The organism is Spirosoma arcticum, from assembly GCF_054779955.1.
In genome coordinates this window covers 44,457-67,352 of sequence record NZ_BAAGXG010000005.1, presented here as the reverse complement: position 1 = coordinate 67,352, position 22,896 = coordinate 44,457, and the positions used below count along the sequence as shown (strand labels likewise).

The 22,896-nt window shown below is 55.7% G+C and carries 17 protein-coding genes; 5 read left to right on the top strand and 12 right to left on the bottom strand.

Going from position 1 to position 22,896, the window contains the following annotated elements; translation table 11 throughout:
* Positions 1 to 63: 63 nt before the first annotated feature.
* From ACYVHB_RS12455 to ACYVHB_RS12445, 3 genes are all read right to left on the bottom strand, one after another.
* Positions 64 to 1,674: an acyl-CoA carboxylase subunit beta gene (locus tag ACYVHB_RS12455; protein ID WP_461052063.1), complete on the bottom strand. Its 1,611-nt coding sequence runs from the start codon at positions 1,672 to 1,674 to the stop codon at positions 64 to 66.
* A 102-nt stretch (positions 1,675 to 1,776) separates the two neighbouring features.
* Complete coding sequence (locus ACYVHB_RS12450) at positions 1,777 to 2,787, bottom strand: MlaD family protein (protein WP_461052062.1); 1,011 nt, start codon at positions 2,785 to 2,787, stop codon at positions 1,777 to 1,779.
* Positions 2,788 to 2,903: 116 nt separating this feature from the next.
* Positions 2,904 to 3,830, bottom strand: a complete 927-nt coding sequence (locus ACYVHB_RS12445; RefSeq protein ID WP_461052450.1) for an N-acetylmuramoyl-L-alanine amidase family protein — start codon at positions 3,828 to 3,830, stop codon at positions 2,904 to 2,906.
* A gap of 103 nt (positions 3,831 to 3,933) precedes the next feature.
* Between ACYVHB_RS12445 and ACYVHB_RS12440 the strand changes: the two genes are divergently transcribed.
* Positions 3,934 to 7,479 (top strand): putative LPS assembly protein LptD, encoded by a 3,546-nt coding sequence (locus tag ACYVHB_RS12440; protein ID WP_461052061.1) that lies wholly within the window; start codon positions 3,934 to 3,936, stop codon positions 7,477 to 7,479.
* Between the two features lie 82 nt (positions 7,480 to 7,561).
* Here the strand turns inward: ACYVHB_RS12440 and ACYVHB_RS12435 are convergent, their stop codons facing one another.
* Both ACYVHB_RS12435 and ACYVHB_RS12430 read right to left on the bottom strand, forming a co-directional pair.
* The gene (locus tag ACYVHB_RS12435) at positions 7,562 to 8,731 is read right to left on the bottom strand and encodes a zinc-dependent alcohol dehydrogenase (RefSeq protein ID WP_461052060.1); all 1,170 of its coding nucleotides are present in this window, start codon (positions 8,729 to 8,731) and stop codon (positions 7,562 to 7,564) included.
* Positions 8,712 to 9,554 (bottom strand): SRPBCC family protein, encoded by an 843-nt coding sequence (locus ACYVHB_RS12430; RefSeq protein ID WP_461052059.1) that lies wholly within the window; start codon positions 9,552 to 9,554, stop codon positions 8,712 to 8,714. Before ACYVHB_RS12430 ends, ACYVHB_RS12435 begins: the two co-directional genes overlap by 20 nt.
* A gap of 165 nt (positions 9,555 to 9,719) precedes the next feature.
* On the opposite strand from ACYVHB_RS12430, the gene ACYVHB_RS12425 reads away from it, so the two are divergent.
* The 3 genes from ACYVHB_RS12425 (at position 9,720) to ACYVHB_RS12415 (ending at position 12,914) form a co-directional block, all read left to right on the top strand.
* Positions 9,720 to 9,968, top strand: a complete 249-nt coding sequence (locus ACYVHB_RS12425) for a hypothetical protein (RefSeq protein ID WP_461052058.1) — start codon at positions 9,720 to 9,722, stop codon at positions 9,966 to 9,968.
* 62 nt (positions 9,969 to 10,030) lie between these two features.
* Entirely contained in the window at positions 10,031 to 11,710 is a 1,680-nt protein-coding gene (gene gldG, locus ACYVHB_RS12420) for a gliding motility-associated ABC transporter substrate-binding protein GldG (RefSeq protein ID WP_461052057.1), read from the top strand.
* Between the two features lie 112 nt (positions 11,711 to 11,822).
* The gene (locus ACYVHB_RS12415; protein WP_461052449.1) at positions 11,823 to 12,914 is read left to right on the top strand and encodes a glycoside hydrolase family 88/105 protein; all 1,092 of its coding nucleotides are present in this window, start codon (positions 11,823 to 11,825) and stop codon (positions 12,912 to 12,914) included.
* 3 nt (positions 12,915 to 12,917) lie between these two features.
* Here the strand turns inward: ACYVHB_RS12415 and ACYVHB_RS12410 are convergent, their stop codons facing one another.
* From ACYVHB_RS12410 to ACYVHB_RS12380, 7 genes are all read right to left on the bottom strand, one after another.
* Positions 12,918 to 14,597, bottom strand: coding sequence for a complex I subunit 4 family protein (locus ACYVHB_RS12410; RefSeq protein WP_461052056.1), 1,680 nt, complete (start codon positions 14,595 to 14,597; stop codon positions 12,918 to 12,920).
* 68 nt (positions 14,598 to 14,665) lie between these two features.
* Positions 14,666 to 16,552: an NADH-quinone oxidoreductase subunit 5 family protein gene (locus tag ACYVHB_RS12405; RefSeq protein WP_461052055.1), complete on the bottom strand. Its 1,887-nt coding sequence runs from the start codon at positions 16,550 to 16,552 to the stop codon at positions 14,666 to 14,668.
* Between the two features lie 61 nt (positions 16,553 to 16,613).
* The gene (locus tag ACYVHB_RS12400; RefSeq protein ID WP_461052054.1) at positions 16,614 to 17,219 is read right to left on the bottom strand and encodes a 2OG-Fe(II) oxygenase; all 606 of its coding nucleotides are present in this window, start codon (positions 17,217 to 17,219) and stop codon (positions 16,614 to 16,616) included.
* Between the two features lie 5 nt (positions 17,220 to 17,224).
* Positions 17,225 to 17,536 (bottom strand): NADH-quinone oxidoreductase subunit NuoK, encoded by a 312-nt coding sequence (gene nuoK, locus ACYVHB_RS12395; RefSeq protein WP_461052053.1) that lies wholly within the window; start codon positions 17,534 to 17,536, stop codon positions 17,225 to 17,227.
* A complete protein-coding gene (locus tag ACYVHB_RS12390) occupies positions 17,523 to 18,086 on the bottom strand; it encodes an NADH-quinone oxidoreductase subunit J family protein (RefSeq protein ID WP_461052448.1) in 564 nt (187 codons plus the stop codon). Before ACYVHB_RS12390 ends, nuoK begins: the two co-directional genes overlap by 14 nt.
* A gap of 135 nt (positions 18,087 to 18,221) precedes the next feature.
* Complete coding sequence (locus tag ACYVHB_RS12385) at positions 18,222 to 19,424, bottom strand: 4Fe-4S dicluster domain-containing protein (protein WP_461052052.1); 1,203 nt, start codon at positions 19,422 to 19,424, stop codon at positions 18,222 to 18,224.
* 69 nt (positions 19,425 to 19,493) lie between these two features.
* Positions 19,494 to 21,899, bottom strand: a complete 2,406-nt coding sequence (locus ACYVHB_RS12380; protein ID WP_461052051.1) for an alpha-ketoacid dehydrogenase subunit alpha/beta — start codon at positions 21,897 to 21,899, stop codon at positions 19,494 to 19,496.
* 244 nt (positions 21,900 to 22,143) lie between these two features.
* Here ACYVHB_RS12380 and ACYVHB_RS12375 point away from each other — a divergent pair, with 244 nt between their 5' ends.
* Positions 22,144 to 22,590, top strand: coding sequence for a DUF1573 domain-containing protein (locus ACYVHB_RS12375; RefSeq protein WP_461052050.1), 447 nt, complete (start codon positions 22,144 to 22,146; stop codon positions 22,588 to 22,590).
* The last annotated feature ends 306 nt before the right edge of the window (positions 22,591 to 22,896 follow it).

Here is a 22,896-nt window from a genome sequence, read left to right as displayed (position 1 = left end):
GCGGTCTGCAATGCATTGGATGGCAATGCCTTATTGCTTACAACATCCATAATTCACGTTAACTTACGTCTGAATCACTCCTACTGAAAATGCTTTCGTGATGGGCGCGTGGTTGGCGGCTGCGATGCCTTCGGAGAGGATTTGCCGGGTATCGAGTGGGTCAATAACGGCGTCGACCCAGAGCCGGGCGGCAGCGTAGTAAGGCGATAGCTGCGCGTTATATTGACCGGTGATCTTAGTCAATAATGCCTGCTCAGCTTCGGGCGTGATAACTTCTCCCTTCGCTTTAAGCGATGCCACTTGTATCTGAACCAGCGTTTTAGCGGCCGATGCCCCGCTCATTACCGCCATTTGCGCCGTGGGCCAGGCCAGCATCAGGCGCGGGTCATAGGCTTTGCCGCACATGGCGTAGTTGCCTGCTCCGTAGCTGTTGCCGATGACGACCGTGAATTTGGGCACGACTGAGTTGGCCATCGCGCTCACCATCTTGGCCCCGTCTTTAATGATGCCACCCTGCTCAGCCCGGCTCCCGACCATGAAGCCCGAAACGTCCTGTAAAAACACGAGTGGCACCCGTTTCTGATTGCAGTTCATGATAAACCGGGCGGCTTTATCAGCCGCGTCGCCGTAGATAACGCCCCCCATTTGCATCTCGGTAGGCTGACCAGCGCGGCCTTTTGCCTTTACGACCTTGCGCTGATTGGCCACGATGCCCACCGCCCAGCCGTCGATGCGGGCGTAGCCGCACAGTAGCGACTGACCATAGCCGGGCTTGTACTCGTCAAAGTCCGATGCGTCGATGAGCCGCTCAATGATCTCCCGCATATCGTAGGGTTTGACCCGGTCGGCAGGCAAAATAGCGTAGATGTCGGCGGGTTTTTTAGTGGGTGCTACGGACTCGGCGCGGTCGAAACCGGCTGTTTCAGAGCGGCCGGTCTTGTCAAGAATGCGTTTGATCGCGTCTAAACAGCTTTTGTCGTCGGGGTAGCGGTTGTCGATCACGCCCGAAATATCGGTGTGCGTAACTGCCCCGCCGAGGGTTTCAGCATCGACGTCTTCGCCAATGGACGCTTTGACTAAATACGGACCGGCCAGAAAAATGGAGCCGGTGCCTTCCACAATCAGCGCTTCGTCGGACATGATGGGCAGGTAGGCCCCACCAGCGACGCAACTGCCCATGACGGCTGCTACCTGCAACACCCCCATGGCCGAGAGGTGCGCGTTGTTCCGAAACGTCCGGCCGAAATGCTCTTTGTCGGCGAACACCTCGTTTTGCAACGGCAAATACACGCCCGCGCTGTCGACTAAATAAATGATGGGTAGGCGGTTTTCCATGGCAATTTCCTGCGCCCGGAGGTTCTTTTTGGCCGTGATGGGGAACCACGCCCCGGCTTTTACGGTCGCATCGTTCGCGACAATCACGCACTGCCGCCCCGACACGTACCCAATCCCTACAACGACGCCCCCCGACGGACACCCGCCGTGTTCAACGTACAAATCATCACCCGCAAACAAGCCGATCTCCACGAATGGCCTGCCGTCGTCCGTGAGGTAGTCGATGCGTTCGCGGGCGGTTAGCTTGCCTTTGCGGTGCTGATCGTCAATTTTTTTCTGCCCACCACCGAGTTGAATTTGGGCCGTGCGGGTTTGAAGGTCGGTTAGGAGGGGTTGCATAGGGTTTCACCTCACCCCCAGCCTCTCTCCTTGGGGAGAGGGGAGCAGGCTCGGCTGTCAGTCACCCCTCTCCCCAAGGAGAGGGGCTGGGGGTGAGGTGAATTACTGCTGTGTGGTCGTGTCTACCTTCGTGGTGGTGATAACCGACGTCGTAATGGTGGCACTGCCCGGTTTGCCAGCCGGCGCCGTCTTATCTTTTTTGCCGAAGAGCGAGAAGTGGACGTAGCGCTTTGGATTCTCGCGCAGGTCGGTTAATAGTTTTTCGAGGCTGGCGGTGGTGGCGTTGACATTGCGATAGAGTGAGTCGTTCGTCGTCAACTTCCCCAGCGACCCCTGCCCTTCGTTGATAGCCCCCAAAATCTTCTGCAGGTTGTCGACCGTTTTGTTCACGCTGCCGAGCGTTTGTTTCAGTTGCAGGCCCTGCAGCGAGTCGGTGAAGGTGTCGGCTTTGGCCAGAATCGGCTTCAGTTGCTTTTCGGTTTCGACTAATGAACTCGACAGCCGGTTTACATTGTCGAGGGTGGCCCGCAGCCCGGCTCGGTTTTCGTTAATGGCCAGATCGAGCGTTCGGACGCCCGCATTGGCTGACGCCAGCGTTCGGTTCAGCACAATGCCGGTCTGGTCAAACTGCCCCACAACGCGATTAAGTTGATACGTTAACGAATCGACGTTGTTCAACACAGGTAGGGTCTTTTCCTTAATCAGGGCTGAGAGGCCTGACTCTTTGGCCGACACCAGCATCCCCCCGTTTTCGAGTTCGGGTGCGCCGGGGTTGATGCCTAATCGGATGAGCTTACCCCCCAAGAGTCCATCGTCGGCCAGCACCGCCCGCGATCCCTTTGTTACACGGATGCCGCTTTTGACCTCAATTGTGACTAAGAGTTTGTTGTTCTGGTCCTGTAATATCTTGATGTTGCGAATCTGGCCGACAGTTAATCCATTGATTTGCACGGGGTTGGATGCCGTTAGCCCGTCAATGTTGTCGTAAATGATTGTGTACTTATGATTTGACGAAAAGAAGTCGGAGCCTTTCAGGAAGTTAAACCCGAAAAAAAGCATCAGTAACGTAATGACCGCCAGCAAACCAACTTTTACTTCCTGGGAGATTTTCATGTGTGTGAGAGTGAGCCGACTGGCGAACTGCGTCAACCGGTTTGGCTGACCGTATAACCAAGTCCGGCGGGTGTTTGTGCCGCAAGCGGATGAAAAAAGCCGGACCGACGCCCACCTTAGTTTGCCGTTTCGATCTCTTCCTTATACTGGGCAAACGCTTTGTAGATGGCACCCGCGATCTGCTCCTGTCCTGCCTCCGACATCAGATACTGCTCTTCGGCTGGGTTGGTCAGATAGCCGGTTTCGATCAGCACACTGGGCATGGTGGTGCGCCAAAGTACCAGAAACCCCGCCTGCTTCACACCATTGCTTCGGCGTTCGGCAGCGCGTCGGAAGCTGCGCTCCACCTTTTCGGCAAAGTTGATGCTGCTGCCCATAAACGCGTGCTGGTAGTTAGCCAGCATAATGTGTGCCAGTGGCGAGTTTGGGTTGAACCCTTTGTAGGTCTGCTGGTAGTTGGCTTCTTTAAGAATAACGGCGTTTTCGCGCTTAGCTACGTTGAGGTTTCCCTCCGTTTTGTGCAGCCCCATCGTGTACGTTTCCGTGCCGTACACCCGGTTCGACGAAGGACTGGCGTTGCAGTGAATCGAGATGAAAAGATCGGCTTTATTGCGGTTGGCAATGGCCGACCGCTCCGACAGCTCAACGAAATGGTCGGTGGAGCGGGTGTAGATGACGCGCGTTTCCGGCATCTCTTTCTTGATTTTCCGACCCAGTTCAAGCACTAACTTCAGCACCACCCGCGACTCACGCACCTTAAGACCATGCGTGCCGGGGTCTTTGCCGCCATGACCAGCATCGAGCACAACGGTCCGAATCCGGTTCGGTGCGCTTTCGGCTGATTGAGTTGCATCGGCTGCCGGTGCAACGCCACCCTGCGTGGTGGCGTTGCCATCGCGACGGACGGTGTCCTGCGTCAGCGTTGGCAGGATATCGAACCGGTTTGGTGCAATGGTGAGGGCCAGCAATGGGAAGGCCGCCAGCAATAGTGTTGTTACTATTCCGGGAGCCGGAACCAACAGTTGGTGGCCGGTTGGTTTAATAATTTTTAACAGGTGAAAACGTTTCAAAGCGATAGCGGGATAACGGTTCGTGGATACCTTTGTAAACTGTAGAAGTAACGGCCTTTTGGCAAATGTAATTTTTTTGATAAAACTGAAAAAGGCATACTTTATTTTGCGGTCCGTACTGGTACGTTCTTTTCTGGGTATTATCTGGTTCTTCTGGGCGCACAACGCGCTGGGTCAGAACACGACGACACCCCGTAAGCCGACTAAACCGACCTCAACAACCAACCCCACCAGTCGGCCAGCCGAAGAGAGCGAGCTGGAACGGGAGCTTAATCCAACCTATTCACAGCCCGGCCGCTTAGGCCCAAGTCCGTCCCGATCTAAGGTTGTTCCCTCAAATGCGCCCCGACCCGATACGACCCGGTCGCGTCAGGCGGTAACGGCGGATACGCCTAAACCGACCGATTCGAGTCAGGTTACTGTTCCGGCAATTGCCCGGACGTCGACCATCATTGTCTCACCCCTGCAACCGAAAGCCGCCCGAATCGACCGGTTGCGCCCCCGTATCCTGTCGCCAGCGCTTGTTCGGCCACCAGCAATAGTCCGGTTGGTCCGACCCGCGCCAGCCATCAAACCCGATTCCGTACAGGTAGCCGCTGTTCCACCGGTTAAGCGCGACTCGGTCCGGACCAACCCCCCGGTAGTAGTCCGTACGCCGTTGCCCCCCCGCGATTCGGTTCAGGTCAGCCGTCCCGTCGTAACTAAAACACCGTCGATAACGGCCACCGCCCCGCGTTCACAAACGAGCGCCATTGGGCAGGCTGGACGAATACGGCCCGGTATTGTTTCGCCGAATGATGTTCGGCCCGAAAGCCGAACCGCCGTTAGCCAGGCCATACCGAGGGCTGATTCGAGCCTTGCCGCCGTTGCTGATTCAGCTCCGTCGGATTCGGTTCAGACCGCCGACGCTACCTTTCAAACTACTGTCAACTACCAGGCCAAAGACTCCACCATCTACGCGGCCGACGGTCAGACGGTGGAACTGTACGGTGATGCCAGCGTCGATTACGGTGATATTTCGCTCAAAGCTGACTACATCCGTATTAATTACCTCACCAACGAGGTGTACGCCAAAGGTCGCTATGATTCGACCGCTAAAAAACTCGTTGGACGGCCTATTTTTGCCGATGGCGAAGGAAAGTACGACTCGAAAGAGATTCGGTATAACTTCAAAACCAAAAAGGGACGCATTCAGAGCGTCGTTACCCAGCAGGGCGAGGGGAACATCCGGGGCGTGACGGTGAAGAAAGACGCCGAGGATAACCTGTACATCGGCAAAGCTATTTACACGACCTGCAACTTAGCCACGCCCCACTTCCACATCAACGCCAGCAAGCTGAAGGTGATCCACAACAAATCGGTGGTGGCGGGGCCGTTTAACTTAGTCATTAACCAGATTCCGCTGCCCATTGGGTTGCCCTTCGGTTTTTTCCCGTTTCCCAAACGGAAAGAAATTGGCGTGTCGGGTATTCTGGTGCCCCAATACGGTGAAGAACCCAACGGCCGGGGCTATTACCTGCGCGACGGGGGCTACTACTGGGCCGTGAACGAAAACTTCGGACTGCAGTTCAAAGGACAGATTTACTCGCGGGGAAGCTGGGGGTTGGGCGTGTCGTCGGCTTACAATAAGCGTTACCGCTACAGTGGGGGCGTGGATTTGCGCTTCAACCGCAACCGCTCCGGCGACCGGGTCGATACGACGCAAAAGCCCCGTAATGACTTTGCCGTTTCGTGGTCGCACTCGCCGGTGCCACGCGGGCGGGGCAGTTTTTCGGCCAACGTCAACGTCACCAGTAACAACTTCAATCAAACCAACTCATATAATACTGCGTCCTACATCTCCAACGTAGCCACCTCGTCGGTCCAATATAGCCGCACCTTTGGGCAGTACGTGCGGGCGGGGGCCAATGTCCGCGTGAATCAGCAGTTTGGGGCACTCGACCAGGTGACCAACCAACGGGTCAATGGCAAAACGGACGTGTCGTCGGATTTTAACCTCGGTGTTAACCAGATTTCGCCGTTTGCGCTCAAAGGCGGCACAGGTCGCTGGTACGAGAGCTTTCGGGTAGGACTGGATATTAGTGGGTCAATCAGCGTCAGTAACACCATCCGGCGACAGATTGACACGACGGGCCTGGGCTTTCCGGTTATTTCAAATTTGCAACCCATCAGCGCTCTTCAACGGACCTTAGACAGCATTCAACGGGCTGACGATTTGCGCTTACGCCGGATTACGCGAGACCCTAATCTGATTCCGTTTAGCTCGGAAGCGTTGCCGCAGATTTGGGAAAATCGGGTAGTGCAGGCCCGTTACAGCATTCCTATTTCGCTGCCCAACGTCAAGCTGCTCCGCTACATCAACCTGACACCGGGCTTTTCGCTGCAAGGCGATATTTACTCCAAGCGATTAGACTACACCTACGTGCCAGACAGCAACGCCGTCCGGGTTGATACGGCCCGTGGTTTTTTTCCGTCCTACAATTTTTCCGTCAACGCCAGCATGAACACCCGTTTCTACGGGACGTACTTTATTCGGGGCAAGCGCATTGAAGCCATCCGGCACACGGTCGCGCCGTCCATCTCATTCAGCTACATTCCTGATTTTACGAACCCATCGTTCGGACAGTTTCAGGTATTGCCCGAAGTTGGGAGTTTGCAGGGGCTGCCCGAATACCGCCGGACGCTGTCGCGGTTTCGGGGATTGGGTGGCAGTAGTGGCGGGGGCGGCAGTACCGAGTCGGCGTTTATCTCGTTCGGTATCGTGAATCAGTTGGAAATGAAGGTGCGCACCCGCAACGACTCGACGGGGCAGGATTTTAAGAAAGTGCCGATCTTCGACAACCTGAGCATGACCGGCAGTTACAACCTGCTGGCCCCGGACTACAAGCTATCGCCAATTTCGATCAGCGCAAACACGCAGATTTTCAAAAACATCAGCTTCAACTTCTCGTCTACCTTCGACCCATACGCATATAGGCCTTACGGTGGCACCCCCGTCTACGCATTGCCTATTTCTAATACACCTATTCCGCCAATCAGTTATTCACCCCTCATTCTTGATGTAGCTCAGTACGAAAACCAGGAATTCATCCGTGTACCAAATGTTTATGCTTTTCAGGAAGGACAGGGATTACTTCGACTAACCAACGTTCAGGCGTACGTCAGCGCCCGATTTGCGCCCAAGCAGGCCGATAAACCCAAAACCAGCCCCAACGCAACTGATGCGACGCTCAAGGCTATCAACGATAACCCCGAAGTATACGTTGACTTCAATATTCCTTGGTCAATAAACGCCAGTTACACCTTCGGACTCACCAAGCTCACTCCTATACGTTCGCAGGTAATTCAGGCCCTGACGCTAACGGGCGATCTCAGCCTGACGCCCAAGTGGAAAATTACGGTGCAAACGGGTTACGATTTCCAGTTCAAAAGTCCCACGCTGACGACCATCGGCATTAACCGCGACCTGCACTGCTGGGAAATGGCGTTCAACTGGACCCCCTACGCTGGCAACAACCTGCGGGCGGGCAACTACTCCTTCGACCTGCGGGCACGGTCATCCATCCTCCAGGAGTTGAAACTCTCCCGCCGACGCAGTTTCTACGACCGGGGCGGATTTTAAAGAGCGAATGAGTGAACGAGTGGTGCCGCCAATTGCTATCGGTTGCACCACTCGTTCACTCATTCGCTCTTTCACTCTTTAATTACGGTGTAAACACCACGCGCATGACCTCATCGGCCCGGTTGCTGAACATATCGTAGCCCTTCATGCCATCGTCGAGGCTCATGGGGTGCGTCAGCAGGAAGCCCGTGTCAGCCTGTCCGTTAGCAACGTATTCCATCAGGCGGGGCATGTATTTTTGGGCGTGAAGCTGTCCCATTTTAAAGGTCAGCCCTTTGTTCATAGCCGCGCCCATTGGCATACTGTCTACCAAACCCGCATATACGCCCACAATGGAGACGGTGCCTCCCTTCCGGCACGCAATGATGGCCTGCCGCAGCACAATGGCGCGGTCAATCTCCAGCCCCACGAACTGCTTGGCTTTATCGTAGTAATATTGGGCGCTGTCGTCAACGGCTTCCAGACCTACGCAGTCGATGCAACGGTCAGGGCCACGCCCACCGGTCATCTCGCGCAGGGCTTCCAATACGTCTACTTTGGAGAAGTCGAGCGTTTCGGCTTTGCCCACACGCCGGGCGGTTTCGAGCCGACTGGGTTCGCGGTCAATGGCAATCACGCGCTCGGCTCCCAGCAGAAACGCGCTTTGAATGGCCATCTGCCCCACGCCCCCGCAGCCCCAGATAGCCACCGTGTCGCCCGGTTGGATGCCGCACATATCGGCCGCCATGAAACCGGTTGGGAAGGCGTCGCCCAGAAATACGGCCTGCTCATCGGTAAGGCGTTCGTCCACAACGAACATACCCTTGTCGGCAAACGGCACCCGAACGTATTCGGCATGGCCCCCGGCGTAGCCCCCAAACGAGTGCGTGTAGCCGAATATAGCCGCTGGTGAGTCGCCCATGATTTGTTCGGGCATGTAGGCGTTCGGGTTCGAGTTGTCGCAAAGGGACCACGAGCCGGTGGAACAGTAATTGCAGTAGCCGCAGCCAATGGTAGCCGCCACTGCCACCCGGTCGCCTTTTTTGAGGTTCGTGACGCCTTTACCCGTTTCAACAACCTCGCCCATGAACTCGTGGCCAATAATATCGCCTTCCTGCATGGTTGGGATGTAGCCGTTGAGCAGGTGCAGGTCGGAGCCGCAAACGGCCGTTTTACGAACCCTGATGATGGCGTCGCGGGGGTTTAGAATTTCGGGGTCTGGAACGCGCTCCACGCGCAAGTCGTATTTTCCGTTATAGCACAACGCCTTCATGTTCTTTCTGTTGAGTAGGTTGCTTCCTGTAAACTGATTCGCCTTCTTTTTCGCGGCCCGACGACTGCCCTGCGAGCGTTGGAATCTCGCCCGTTTCGAGTAGCCGCTTGAAACGCCGGATGTCTTCTTTCACCATCTGCTTGAGCGTCGGGTTAAGCAGTTTCAGTACGGCTTCGCCCACGATGCCCTCCGGAGCGCGGTATTTGATGGTTGCGTGGACTTCGGTACCCCGGTTGCCCGGCGCATCCACAAACCGCACCTCACCCGAATTGTCGATGGTGGCACCCGGTACTGACCGCCAGACCAGTCGACTGTTTTGTTCTTCTTCCACAATGTCCGCGTCCCACTCGACGGCTGGCAGTAGCTTCGCCACCTTACTGCCGGTGCTGACCTTAGCTACCCAGTGCGACCGTTTGTCGTCCTGCTGCGTAACGGATTCGAGGTGCTGCATGAACTGGGGCAGGTTTTCGAGTTGCCGCCAGAACGCATAAACTTCCTCGCGGGGCTTGTTGATGGTCACGCTCTTGCTGATTTCCAGCACGTCGGTTTCGGTTTTCTCTTCCGACGTATCGCGGCCAATCGCATTGTTAACGGGGCAGTAGCCGGTGGTGCCCCGGTACACCAGAGCGCCACCGAGAGCCGCCAGCAAAATGCCGCCTAATCCACCTTTGCGCAAGCCAACCGTTGCCAGCAGCGCCCCGGCCCCGGCCGATACGTAGCGCTCCGTTGGCCCCACATTGATCCGGCTCGACCCGCTGGGTATAGGATCGACCGGCGCCATGTCGATCACTCCACTTTTTGCTAAATCTTTCGTTTTTGCCATGATGATTAGGTTGGTTTGTTTACTCCGTAGCGTAACCAGAGTGTATGATTAATGTTGAGAAGTTTGAGGCAAGGGAGCCGTGCGTTAACGTCATTCCGACGGCTCTTTCCCGACTGGCGACACGCCAAAAAGTTGTATCTTGCCCCGGCTCTAAAAAAAACCACCATGACTGATCGCGATAAACAACGGCTTGACGAGTTGGAGATGAAAACCGCTTACCTGCTGGCCCGTCAGGATGAGCAAACGGCTAAAATGAACCAGATCACGGCCCGTTTGGTGTACATCGAAGCCCGGCAGTATCGGCTCATGAAAGAAATTGGGATCGACCCCGAGAAAATCGACACGGTGGAAGCCGCCCAGGCCGACGCCAAAGCGATCAACTTGCTGACCATTCCTGAGCAGCGGTGGAACTGAGGTTGCTAAAACGGCTAAGGTCTGCTAAACACTATTAGTCGGCGCGTTCGTTATAGCCTCGTATGAAATCTGCTTCCCGACGTACGCTTTTTATTCTTGCTGCCCTGATCGCCGTCAACGTACTGTCGGCATTCGTCTTCTTCCGGATCGACCTAACCGAAGAAAAGCGCTATACCCTCTCGGCGGCTACGGCGTCGCTGCTTACCGACCTGCCCGATGCCGTTCACGTCGACGTGTACCTGACGGGCGACCTGCCGCCGGGATTCAAACGGCTCGAAAATGCCGTTCGCGAAACGCTCGATGAGTTTGGTGCCGGTGCCAATAAAACCGTCACCTACCGCTTTACGGATCCCGACGCCATCACCGACGCCGATGCGAAGGCCAAACTCATCCAGAAATTACAGCAACGCGGATTGCTGCCGACTAATCTGTTTGCCAAAGAAGGTGGTAAACGTACCGAGAAGTTGGTGTTTCCGGGTGCCATTGTCTCCTACAAGGGTAAAGAAACGGCCGTGCTGCTGCTGAAAGGCAATAAAGCGGCTTCGCCCGAAGAGCAGTTGAATCAGTCCTACGAGGGCGTGGAGTTCCAGTTTGCGTCGGCCATCCGCAAGTTGACGCAGGTCGAAGGAAATCGCCGACGGGTGGGATTGCTCTACGGCCATACGCAGGTGCCGCCTTCGCGCTTCGCCGATTTGCTGGCGTCGGTGCAGGAGAACTACGATCTATTTTTCGTGGATATGACCAAGCCCGGCCCCATTGCCAATCTCGACGCGATTCTGGTGCCGAAACCCGACCGGCCTTTCTCCGAAGACGAAGTTTTCAAATTAGATCAGTTCGTGGTCAATGGCGGGCGGGCGCTGTTCTTTGTGGATGGGCAGCGAGTGGACAGCGTTAACAACGAAGGCACCTACGCGCAGCCGCTCAATCTGAACCTCGACGATCTGTTTTTCCGCTGGGGCGTTCGCGTCAACCGCGACGTTGTGAAGGATTTTGTTTGTGCGCCTATTCCGCTCAACGTCGGCAACATTGGCGACAAACCCAACGTGCAGTTGGTGCCGTGGCGGTTCTACCCACTGCTGAACAATTTTGGCAACAGCGGCAGTCCTATCGTACGGAATCTCGACGCGGTACTAAGCCGGTTTGTCAGTACATTAGACACCGTCCGGGCGTTGGGGGGTGACGGGCAGCCAATCCGTAAAACACCCCTCTTGTTGACGTCACCGTACACCCAAATTTTGAAGGCCCCCGCCCTGATTTCGTACAACGAAGCCCGCCAGCAGCCCGACCCGAAAACGTATACAGGGGGCGTCAAGATCGTGGGGTGTCTGCTCGAAGGCCGGTTTCAGTCGCTGTTTGCCAACCGCGTTCTGCCCGGCGACCCCCGTGCCAGCGGTTTCCGACCGGTGGGTGAGCTGTCGCGGGTGCTGGTCTGCTCGGATGGTGATCTGCTAATCAACGACGTTGACTATAAACGCAGCGCGCCGTATCCACTGGGTTTCGACCGCTACACCCGCAATACCTTCGCCAACAAGGATTTTGCCCTAAACGCCATTGACTATTTGGTGGACCCGAACGGCGTAATTTCATCCCGAAACCGCACTGTAGCGCTCCGGCCGTTAGATAAAATTAGGGTCGATGCGGGACGCACCGGCTGGCAACTGCTCAACGTGCTGGGTCCACTGGCGCTGATCGGATTGGTTGGTGTGGTGTGGCAGGTGTTGCGGAGGAGACGCTATAGTTAAGGTTTGTATAGTCGCGTGTTTATGAGTATTAAACCCAATACCTGCCATGAAACAAACCTTTCTCCGTCACTACACTCTAATCGGGCTACTGACCTGCGTCGTCGCGCTGCCTATGCCGACTGCCGCTGGTCCGTCTCCGAGATTGCCCAAAAAGTCGGCGATTCTACAGACAATGACCCTCACCAATGACTACTTTATGCGGTCGTGGCCTGATCCCGGCAAGGTGATCGTCACCAACAAAACGAGACCAAGTAACATCTGGACGCGGGCTGTGTATTACGAAGGCCTAATGGCGTTGCACGGTGTCGATCCCCAAAAAAAATACTACGATTACGCCGTGCAGTGGGGAGAAAAACACAACTGGGGGATGCGGAGCGGCACCACTACCCGCAACGCCGATGATCAGTGCTGTGGTCAAACATACATTGACCTCTACCAAATTGATAAGAAGCCGGAACGCATCCGGGATATTAAAACGTGCATCGACGCTACCCTGACCAGCGACAAAGCCGATGACTGGAACTGGATCGATGCGCTGCAAATGGCCATGCCCGTTTATGCTAAACTGGGCGTATTGTACAAAGACAATCCCGCTTATTTTGAGAAAATGTACCAGCTCTACGACTTTGCAAAGACCAAACACGGGGGCAAGGGGCTGTACAATCCGCAGGATCGTTTGTGGTGGCGAGACGCTGATTTTGTGCCACCCTATAAAGAACCGAACGGCGAAGACTGCTACTGGTCGCGAGGGAACGGCTGGGTGGTGGCGGCCCTGGTGCGGGTACTCGACATCATGCCGAACGATGCCCCGCACCGCGCCGAATATCAGCAAACCTACCTCGATATGCTTGCTGCGCTGACGCCCCTGCAACGCCCCGATGGGTACTGGAACGTGAGCCTGCACGACTCTACCAACTTTGGCGGCAAAGAACTTACCGGAACGGCGCTGTTCATTTACGGCATGGCCTGGGGCGTTAACCACGGACTGCTGGACGGTAAAGTTTACAAACCGGTTATTGCCAAAGCCTGGAATGCGATGGTTGCCGAGTCCGTGCATCCAAGTGGTTTTCTTGGCTACGTGCAGGGAACGGGCAAAGAACCCAAAGACGGTCAGCCGGTTACCTACACCAGCAAACCTGATTTTGAGGATTACGGTCTTGGTTGTCTTTTGCTGGCGGGCAGTGAGTTGTACCGGATTAAGTAGTCACTACTCCAGCGAGAACTTCACGATCCACTGCGCAACCGTTGCACCAGTTAGGTTGAAGAGTAGATTGGGGAACAGACCCAACGCCAGCGCGATAGCGCCGAGCGGCATTAGCAACAGTTTTTCACGCGTGGTCAGGTCGGGTAGTGACGGGGCTCCCGTTGGCGTAGCGGCTTCGTGCCGGGACCAATACGGTCCAAAGAACATACGTTGCAGCGTCCAGAGGAAGTACGCAGCCGCCAGTAGAATCCCCGTCGTGGCTACGGCCGTGAGCCAGCCGGGTAACCATTCGGACTGGAAACTGCCCATCAATGTGAACAACTCGCCCACGAATCCCGAAAATCCGGGTAGTCCCAGCGATCCGAAAAAAGCGACCGCCGTCAGCGTGGCGTACTGCGGCATGGGCTGTATTAGGCCCCGGTATGAGTCGATGCGCCGGTCGTGGGTGCGGTCGTAAAGGACACCCGTCAGCAAAAACAGCATCGCCGACAGCACGCCGTGGCTCACCATCTGGTAGACGGCTCCGTTGATTCCTTCGGCCGTTAACGACGCCACGCCAAGCAGCACGAAACCCATGTGCGAAACCGACGAATACGCGATCATCTTTTTGACGTCATTCTGCGCCAGCGCTACCAATCCGCCATAAACAATGGATACCGTTCCCAGCACGGCCAGCGGCAAGGCATATTCGGCGGCTCCGTCCGGGAAGAAATTCCAGACGATCCGGATAAACCCGTAGCCACCGATCTTGAGTAACACACCCGCCAGCACGACCGACACGGGCGTGGGCGCTTCAACGTGCGCATCGGGCAACCACGTGTGCAGCGGCACGATGGGTAATTTGATGGCAAATCCAATGAACACCGCCCAGAACGCCAGCATCCGGGCCGGAAGTCCCAGCACGACGGGTTCAGAAGCCGGATTCAGGAACGCATCGGGGAGGTAGTTGCCACCATCGGCGAGGTAGCGCATGTCGAAGGTGTGAACAACCTGCGCTGGGTTGAGCTGACCACTCCTGAGGTGCGCCTGCATGATGCGGATGATCTCGCTCGTCGCGGCCTGGGGATCGGCGATGAAACCGGCTGCCACTGCCGTGCTGACAGGGTCCATGACCGACAGGTACAGCCCGATCATCACCAACAGAATCAGCAACGAACCAAGCAGCGTGTACAGGAAGAATTTGATGGATGCGTATTCCCGGCGCGGACCGCCCCACAGCCCGATCAGGAAATACATGGGCAGCAGCATGAATTCGAAAAACAGGAAAAATAGGAAGAAATCGAGCGCCAGAAAGCAACCCATGATCGTGCCGGTCAGTAGTAGGTACAGGGCATAATACGCCCTCAATCGGTGCGTGAACGCCCACGACGACACCACACCCACCAGCATGACCACCGCCGACAGTATGACTAATGGCAGGCTGATACCGTCGACGCCAACCAGATAGTCGATGGACGCGATGCCTAAGCTACCCAGTGGCAAGGTGATCCAATCGGCCTGTTCGAGCAGTTGGTAACCTGCCGTCGCTGTGTCGAACGCTGCGTAGGCCAGTCCGGCCAGTACCACTTCGGCTATCGTAATGATCAGTGCGATCCAGCGAAATCGCGCCCTTTGACTATCGGGTAGGAGGGCCACCAACAGCGAACCGATTAATGGCAGAAAAATGAGTAACGAAAGAATCATCTTGTCTGGGTCCCCTTCGGTTGACCCTTATAATAAGCAAATGGGCCAACCAGAAGTTGACCCAGACATTATAGCAGCCACCAAAGCATCAATAACAGACCAGCTACCGCGACCGTAATGTAGGACTGCACGCTGCCATTCTGGACCGACCGCGTCATCCGTCCCACCCGACCGGCCAGCCAGGCCGCCCTATTAACGAGACCGTCCACGCCGTAGCGGTCCAGACTGTTAGCTACGTGAGCCAGCACCACCGCCGAAATCCCCGTCCCGTTGACCGTTCCATCGACCACCCGCTGATCGGTGCGGTGGAGTTGGGCAGCCAGCCTGAGCGTTGGATTGATGATGAGGTGCTGATACAGTGTGTCGAGAAAACCGTAGTTGAGCGATAAACGGACATAGCTGCGGCTGGAATCAGGCTCGCTTAATCGAAAACCAATCCACCCGCCCAGCAGCACTAAACCGACCGATACCGGGGCCAGCCACCAAAACGAAGCCTCCGCAGACTCAGCAAAAAGCCCAAAAAACCAACTTCCGTGCGCATCAATCGGGTTAATAGAAAACCAGATGAATACCGACAGGGCCGCCAGCACCACCACCGGCCCGCGCATGAGCCAGCCTGGTTCGTGAACCTGCGTCAGCGGCACCGCTTCGTTCCGGTACGATCCCCAAAAAATCAATCGCCATTGCCGGGTCATATACAGTGCCGTTAGCCCCGACGAGACCAGCAGCAATACGGGTATTGCCTGAGCCAAAGGACTGGATTGGAGTATGGCCCATGCAAACGCACCATTCAGAATCGCTTCTTTCGACAGAAATCCGGAGAAAAACGGCAGTCCCACCAGCGCAGCCGCGCAAACGCTGTAGGCCACGAAGGTAATGGGCAGCGCTCGTCGCAACCCGCCCATCTGCCGCATATCCTGGGTATGGACAGCGTGAATAACGGCTCCTGCGCTCAGGAACAGTCCAGCCTTGAAAAACGCATGAGTCAACAGATGGAACATTGCTCCGCCGACGTTGCCCGTGCCCATTGCAGCCACCATCAGCCCCAGTTGCGAAACCGTTGAGAATGCCAGTACTTTTTTTATGTCGGTCTGGAAAATGGCTGAATAACCGCCCCAAAGTGTCGTGATAGTGCCCACAAGCGTGATGATAACGAGGGCGTCGGGCGAGAGCAACGAATGAATACGAGCGAGCAGAAAAATGCCAGCCGCTACCATCGTAGCCGCGTGGAGCAGGGCCGATACAGGCGTGGGGCCTTCCATAGCGTCGGGTAACCAGGTCAGCAGCGGAAACTGCGCCGACTTACCCACACACCCCATGAACAGGCACAGCCCAAGGGCGGTGGGTACATTGCCCGCGAAGCCCGTGCCGGTCAGCGTCGATAAATCCAGCGTGTCGAAGTGATAATACGTCAGGAAAATACCGATCAGAAAGCCCATGTCACCGACGCGATTCATCAGAAAGGCTTTTTGAGCGGCCCGGCTGGCGGCAGGTCGTTCGCTGTAGAAACCGATGAGCAGATACGAAGCCAGACCAACCAACTCCCAAAATGCGTAGAGCACCAGCAGGTTTCCAGCCAGCACAATGCCCAGCATAGCCCCGACGAACAATTGTAAATAACCAAAGTAGCGGGCTAAATTGACCTCATCGTGCAGGTAAGCAATCGAGTAAATCTGCACCAGCAATGCCACAACATGCACCAGTACCAACATCAGCACGGTGAGCGCATCGAGCCGGAAACTCACCCCGAACGACACGCCCGAGACTGTTGCCCAGTCGGTTTGGATCGTTACCGGGCCGAGGGGTAGGGTTGCGGCCAGCCCAATCGACAGGAGTAATCCCGCACCCGTTAATGCCACTGCCAGCCAGCCTGCCACGCGCCGGGTCACCAGCATCACCAGAAAACCGGCAAAGGGCAGCAGGAGCAGACTGGTCAGAAGTGCCGGGTTGGGCATTGGGTGATGTGTTATTGCGGCCGCAAATATCCCGATTGTGAAATGGGGAAGCAAACCGCTTTCAGGCCGTTTTGAGCCAGCCCGTCACACTCAGTCGTTCGCGGGTGGCGTGCAGGACCTCATGCTCCAGTTGTCCGCTGTCGAAACATACCAGTCGGCCACCCACGGGCGTCACCGTTACGGATCGCTCTGATCCATCTGTTTCGGGCAGATACAAGGTTAGCTGACCACCGTCGGTCTCCTGCCAGTTAGCGTTGAGGTAGCAGACAACCGAGAGTTTCCGGCGCGAGTCGCTCCTAAACCGGTCAAGGTGACGTTTGTAAAAGGCGCCGGTGGGGTAGAGGGCATAGTGGAATTCGTAATCCCGCAAACCGAGGTAACACGTTTGATTCACGTACTGCACGAACTGACCGATGCGTTGCAGGAAACTCGTTTCCTCCGGGGTTGCCGTTGCTTTATCAAGCCACATAATCTCGTCGCCCCGAACGGCGGTTTCAACGGTTACCTGCTGATTGCCAATACCCGCCGACCGAAACTGTCCGGCTTCGCGCCGATTCCGCAGATACGTACTCAGGGCGGCTACTTCCGTTGGTGTCAGGAAGTTGTCCATAACCCCGTAGCCGTCCGTCAGTATTCCGTCGATAATGGGTTCGTAGTCGGGATTCATGGTGATTATTGCTTCAGCTCGGTCAATTCGTCTAAGTGCGCCGTTTTGAAGTGGCGGTACACCTGTAGCACAATTGCCAGTGCCACCGCTGATTCGGCAGCCGCGACAACCATTACAAACAGCGCCAGCATTTGTCCCTGCAATCGGTCGGGATCATACTGACTGAAAGCGACTAAGTTGATGTTGACGGCATTGAGCATTAGTTCGATGCCCATCAGCACGACAATGGCGTGGCGTTTGAACAGCACGACGGCTAGCCCAATGCTGAACAGGGCGGCTCCAACGAGTAGAAACAGATAACTATCAACGGGTTGCATGAGGTTGGGGTTTAGCATTGGTGGGTGATGCGGCCAAATACGTTGCGCCAACCAAAGCCGCCAGTAACAGGATGCCGGCAATCTCGAACGGTACTACATACTCAGTCATGAGTTGTTTGCCCGCTGTTTGAATGGTGCTTTCCCAACCCACCGGCCGGGTGAGGAGACTAAAGTTAGCCCGCGCCAGCAATGTGTACAACGCAACGAATAGTCCTACTGCCACCAGCAGGGGTACAATCCGGTTCAGGAACGACCCCGCCCGGTTCAGGGATGTGATGCGGTTCGGCGTTTGGCTGTTGGCGTCGGCAGAGCGTTCAGGTTTGTGGGTGAGCATGACGCCGAAGATTACCAGCACCAGCACACCACCCACGTAAATCATGATTTGCGCAACGGCTAAGAAATCAGCGCTCGCCAGCACAAACAAACCGGCTGCTCCCAACAGCGTCAGCAACAGAAAGAAAGCCGCATATAGCACATTACGGGTCAGTAACACGGCCAACGCACCGATGAGCGTGAGGGCCGCGAAGGTGTAAAAAGTAAGTTGGACCATCGAGTGGTTGGTGCGTAAGTAGTTCAGTGTATGCGTGTATGCGTTTGTCATCCCGACGAAGGAGGGATCTTATTGTCGTTGATGCACGAGATCCCTCCTTCGTCGGGATGACAAACGCACACACGCATACACTCATCATAACTTAGATTCACCATCCGGTTTAGGCCGCATGGTTGGGCGAAATGCCGGTTTTGGTTTTGTTGAAGTTTCGGGCTGTACAGCTTCGGGCGCGTCGGCGGCTGGTGCCGGTTTAACTGGCTCATCGGCGTTGGTGGGCTTCATCGTTGGGCGAAACGCTGGTTTGGGCTTAGCGACAACCGGCTCAAGTTGAACTGGTTCGCGTGTCTCAGTGGGTGAATATGCCGACGTTTCCGGTTCCGTTGAAACAGGTTTCGGGGGCTTCATCGTTGGCCGAAACCCGGCTGGCTTTGCTACGGTCGGTTTAGCTGCCAGCGCGGGCTGGTTCTCCGGCGTTGGCAAAACGGTTTCATCATGTACGGGCACATCCGTTGGCGCGGTTGTCGGCCTTTGCGTCGGTCTGAAGACCGGTTTTTTGGCTTTTTCCAAACCACCCTGCGCGATTTGCTGCATTTCGTCCGGTGTGGCGTCGGTCAGCGGATGACTAATGGCTCCGTCTGTTGAGTTAGCGGTTGGATCAGGTGAGGGCGCAACGGGCGAAGTTGGTTTTGCCGTTGGTCGGAAGACGGGTCTTTTCGCAACGACTGGAGCATCGGTTGATGCGCTCGGAATCGGACTCGATTTCGCCGTTAGTTGAGCCGCTTTAGCCGCTTCCTTCTCCTGAACGAACTGCTCGTATAATGCTCGTTTCTCGTCGGCTTCGGCGGGCGTGAGTTCGGCAAACTGGTAGGTTAGTTTACCGAGTTCAAACTCGCTGTAGTCGAATTTCTTGTCCATCGTCAGGCACTCGGTCGGGCAAACAACTGTGCAAAGTCCGCAGTAGCAGCACTTAGCCATGTCTATGTCGAACTTGGCCGCGTACAACCGAATGGGCGACCCGTCCGACGCCTTCCCAACTTCCTCAGTCGCCTTGATGGCATCAATGGTGATGCAATCGACGGGGCATATTTTGGCGCATTTATCGCAGACAATGCAATCGTCAATTTCATTGCGGAGCCGGTAGCGGCCGTTGTCAGGAATGGGCAGTTGCTCGTGCGGATACTGTAGCGTAACCAAGCCGTTTTGGAGGTCAAAATAATTATCGCTGGCAATGCCCTCGGCTGTTCGTCGGTGCGTCGCGTTGCGCAGATGCCGCAGCGTCAGGCTCAGCCCTTTGAGCGTCGTTCGTATGCCGGATTTTATGTCTCGGAAGTAGGACATTTTTGAATGAGCGAAAGTGAATGAGCGAATGTTTGGTCCTGACTATTCGCTCATTCACTCTTTCGCTAATTAAATTGCTGGATACTGCGCCGGGTCGGCTTCGTTCATCAGCGCGTACACGGTTTCAATTACGTCGTCAACGCCTGGCTTACCAAAATAGTCCCCATCGGAGCCGTAGGGCGGGCGGTGGGCTTTGGCCGAAAGCGTTTGGGGAGCCGAGTCTAAGTACTGGTAAGCCCCCTGACCCTCTACAACCTGCTGCATTAGGTAGGCCGATGCACCACCCGGCACATCTTCATCGGCAAATACCACGCGGTTTGTCCGTTTGATCGAATCCAGAATCGACTGATGCACGTCGAATGGCAGCAGCGTCTGCACGTCGATCACCTCTACACTGATGCCCATTGGGGCGAGTTGTCCAGCGGCTTCCAGCACAATCCGGCACATGGAACCATAAGTGACGACCGTCACGTCGGTGCCCGTGCGCAGCACCTCCGGAATGCCGAGCGGCACACAAAACTCGTCGAGGTTGTGGGGAAGTTTCTCCTTCAGCCGGTAGCCGTTCAGCGACTCAATGAGCAGCGCCGGATCGTCGCCTTTGAGGAGTGTGTTGTAAAAACCGGCGGCCTGCGTCATGTTTCGGGGCACCAGCACGTGCATTCCCCGCAAACTGTTGATCATAGCGCCCATTGGTGAGCCGGAGTGCCAGATGCCTTCCAGCCGGTGCCCCCGCGTCCGGACAATAAGCGGGGCTTTCTGACCGCCTTTGGTGCGGTAAAGCAACGTCGCCAGGTCGTCGGTTAGAGTCGCTAAGGCGTAATAGATGTAATCGAAATACTGAATTTCGACAATCGGTCGCAGTCCACGCATCGCCAGCCCAATACCCTGACCAATGATGGTTGTTTCGCGAATACCCGTGTCAGTGATGCGTACCTCGCCGTATTTTTCCTGAAGACCCGCAAAGCCCTGATTCACGTCGCCAATCTGACCGACGTCTTCGCCCAGCGCTACTATACGGGCGTCTCGGGCAAACAAACTGTCGAAATAACGCTGCATCAGCAGGTAGCCATCCAGCAAGGGGGCGTCGTCGGCGTAGCGGGCTGGAACGCCTTCAACGAGCATTGGTGACTCCGGCGACTGGCTGTACAAGTATGAACTGAAACGATCTTCGTTTTCGGCGTTGGTGCGCTCAAGCCACGCCCGTAATCCCTGCCGGGCGTTACCACTGTCAGTACGCAATAGTCGAATCGCTTTTCGCACGGCCGACACGGTATCCCGGCGCAGGGGCGTTGCCGTTTTGCGCAGTTCTTCCCGAATGGCCATCAGATCGGCCGATTTTGAATGATGCCGGGCCGCTTGCTGAAGCAGATCAACGGCTTCGTCAAAATCGCCTTTCATTGACTGTTGATAGGCGTTCCAGGCGTTAATTCGTGCCTCTTTGACCGTTTGTTTCGCTTCCATTTCAACGGTTTCCAACTCGTCGTTCGTTGCGTAGCCGTTGGCTAATATCCACTGGCGGAAGGTCCGGTTGCAGTCGTGCTCGGCTTCCCACATCAAGCGTTCCTTCGATTTGTAACGTTCGTGGGAGCCGGATGTGGAGTGACCTTGCGGCTGCGTTAACTCCTGAACGTGCACCAGCACCGGCACGTGTTCGTTGCGGCAAATCTGGGCGGCTTGGTGGTAGGTTTCCAGGAGCGCAACGTAGTCCCAGCCTTTCACCGTAAATAGTTCAAACCCCTTATCGTCGGCGTCGCGTTGGAAACCGGCCAGTGCCTTCGAGATGCTGCCTTTGGTCGTCTGGTATTCTACCGGAACCGAAATGCCGTACCCATCGTCCCAGACCGACATCAGCAGGGGCACCTGCAGCACACCAGCCGCGTTCATGGTTTCCCAGAACATACCCTGCGATGTGGAGGCATCGCCAATGGTGCCGAAAACGATTTCGGCCCCCCGGCGCGAGAAATTGGTTAGGTTGTTTAGAGCCGGGTTGGCCCGGAACAGTTTAGACGCATAGGCCAGCCCCAATGCACGGGGCAACTGTCCGGCTGTTGGCGCAATGTCACAAACCGAGTTATAGAGTTCGGTTTGGTTGCGCCACTGTCCCTGCTCGTCGAGCCAACGGGTGGCGAAGTGACCATTCATGGATCGCCCGGCGGTGTTGGGGTCGGCGGCAAGGTCGGTATGAGCGTAGAGTTGGGCGAAAAATTCGGTCCACCGTAACTCACCCAACGCAGCCACAAATGTCTGATCGCGGTAGTAACCCGAGCGGAAATCGCCCCGCTCAAAAGCGCGGGCGGCTGCCAGTTGCGCCAGTTCTTTGCCGTCGCCGAAGATACCGAATTTAGCCCGACCGCCCATTACGTCGCGCCGACCTAACATACTCGCCTGTCGGCTTTCGCAGGCCAGCCGGTAATCGGACAGGATTTTTTCGCGGGAGAGAATATCGGTTGTGCGGGGTTGTTCGTTTGCTATCACAGCAGAGCTACGGGTTGAAAGCGTCCAACAATTAATTTACTGATGAAGTACGGATGATGGCTACGTGTAGCGGCATCCTGTGAAAGTAAAAGTAAGGTAAAACAAGGCAGCTTTCAAAAAAACGAATTTCTGCGTTTATTTGTTGATCGGTAGGCGGTTGGCACTAATTTGGCAAACTGTTTGCATAAGAACACAGTTGAAGGCGTTGCATCTTAACAATCAAACCATAATTCCGTTTAGTCCAATGAAAACTATTTTTTCACTTTTCGTAGCTTTATTTGTGTTGGCCACAGTTAGCTACGCCCAGAAGGGGGTCATGAAGTTTGCTAAGGAAACCCATGATTTTGGTAAGATCGAGCAGGGAAAACCGGTGACGCACGTGTTCGAATTCAAAAATACCGGTGCTGATCCCGTTGTCATCAATGACGCTCAGGCATCCTGCGGTTGCACCAAGCCAAATTGGACGCGTGAGCCAATCATGCCCGGTAAAACCGGTACGGTGTCAGCTACGTTCAATGCGGCTGCGGCTGGTCAGTTCACCAAAACGGTAACGGTAACCAGCAATGCAGAAGCCGGTCAGACAGTTTTGTATTTGAAAGGAGAAGTGGTTGCCCAGAAGGAAGCAGCCGCGGCTGCGTCGCCCGCCCCGGAAGTAAAAACTACGAAGAAGAGTACCAAGACGTCACGATAACGCGTCGAAACGGTAAAATCTAAGCAAAAAAGGCATTTCGCTGAAAAGCGGGATGCCTTTTTTGCTTTACTACGCACCTCATCCCGCCCCCCAACCGACCGGCTAACCCGGCGTCCGCTGGTCTAAAATCGTACTTAAATTATGCTGTGTCGTCTTATTTTTGTACTGTCTCCTGACCGTCTTCACGTCCATGACACCGCCCCAACGCTGACAAAGTCAGCCCGTTTCCCCGTCGTCTCTTTTCAGACTTTATCGTGTTCTGCCCGTAGGCAGGTCGATGCTTTATTCGCGTACCTTGCAGTGCGC

Coding starts and splice junctions, on each gene's coding strand:
- ACYVHB_RS12415 (WP_461052449.1), top strand. CDS start 11,823: ATGCCGACTGCCGCTGGTCCGTCTCCGAGATTGCCCAAAAAGTCGGCG.
- nuoK (WP_461052053.1), bottom strand. CDS start 17,536: ATGCAACCCGTTGATAGTTATCTGTTTCTACTCGTTGGAGCCGCCCTG.
- ACYVHB_RS12400 (WP_461052054.1), bottom strand. CDS start 17,219: ATGAATCCCGACTACGAACCCATTATCGACGGAATACTGACGGACGGC.
- ACYVHB_RS12425 (WP_461052058.1), top strand. CDS start 9,720: ATGACTGATCGCGATAAACAACGGCTTGACGAGTTGGAGATGAAAACC.
- ACYVHB_RS12410 (WP_461052056.1), bottom strand. CDS start 14,597: ATGATTCTTTCGTTACTCATTTTTCTGCCATTAATCGGTTCGCTGTTG.
- ACYVHB_RS12390 (WP_461052448.1), bottom strand. CDS start 18,086: ATGGTCCAACTTACTTTTTACACCTTCGCGGCCCTCACGCTCATCGGT.
- gldG (WP_461052057.1), top strand. CDS start 10,031: ATGAAATCTGCTTCCCGACGTACGCTTTTTATTCTTGCTGCCCTGATC.
- ACYVHB_RS12385 (WP_461052052.1), bottom strand. CDS start 19,424: ATGTCCTACTTCCGAGACATAAAATCCGGCATACGAACGACGCTCAAA.
- ACYVHB_RS12405 (WP_461052055.1), bottom strand. CDS start 16,552: ATGCCCAACCCGGCACTTCTGACCAGTCTGCTCCTGCTGCCCTTTGCC.
- ACYVHB_RS12435 (WP_461052060.1), bottom strand. CDS start 8,731: ATGAAGGCGTTGTGCTATAACGGAAAATACGACTTGCGCGTGGAGCGC.
- ACYVHB_RS12430 (WP_461052059.1), bottom strand. CDS start 9,554: ATGGCAAAAACGAAAGATTTAGCAAAAAGTGGAGTGATCGACATGGCG.
- ACYVHB_RS12375 (WP_461052050.1), top strand. CDS start 22,144: ATGAAAACTATTTTTTCACTTTTCGTAGCTTTATTTGTGTTGGCCACA.
- ACYVHB_RS12455 (WP_461052063.1), bottom strand. CDS start 1,674: ATGCAACCCCTCCTAACCGACCTTCAAACCCGCACGGCCCAAATTCAA.
- ACYVHB_RS12450 (WP_461052062.1), bottom strand. CDS start 2,787: ATGAAAATCTCCCAGGAAGTAAAAGTTGGTTTGCTGGCGGTCATTACG.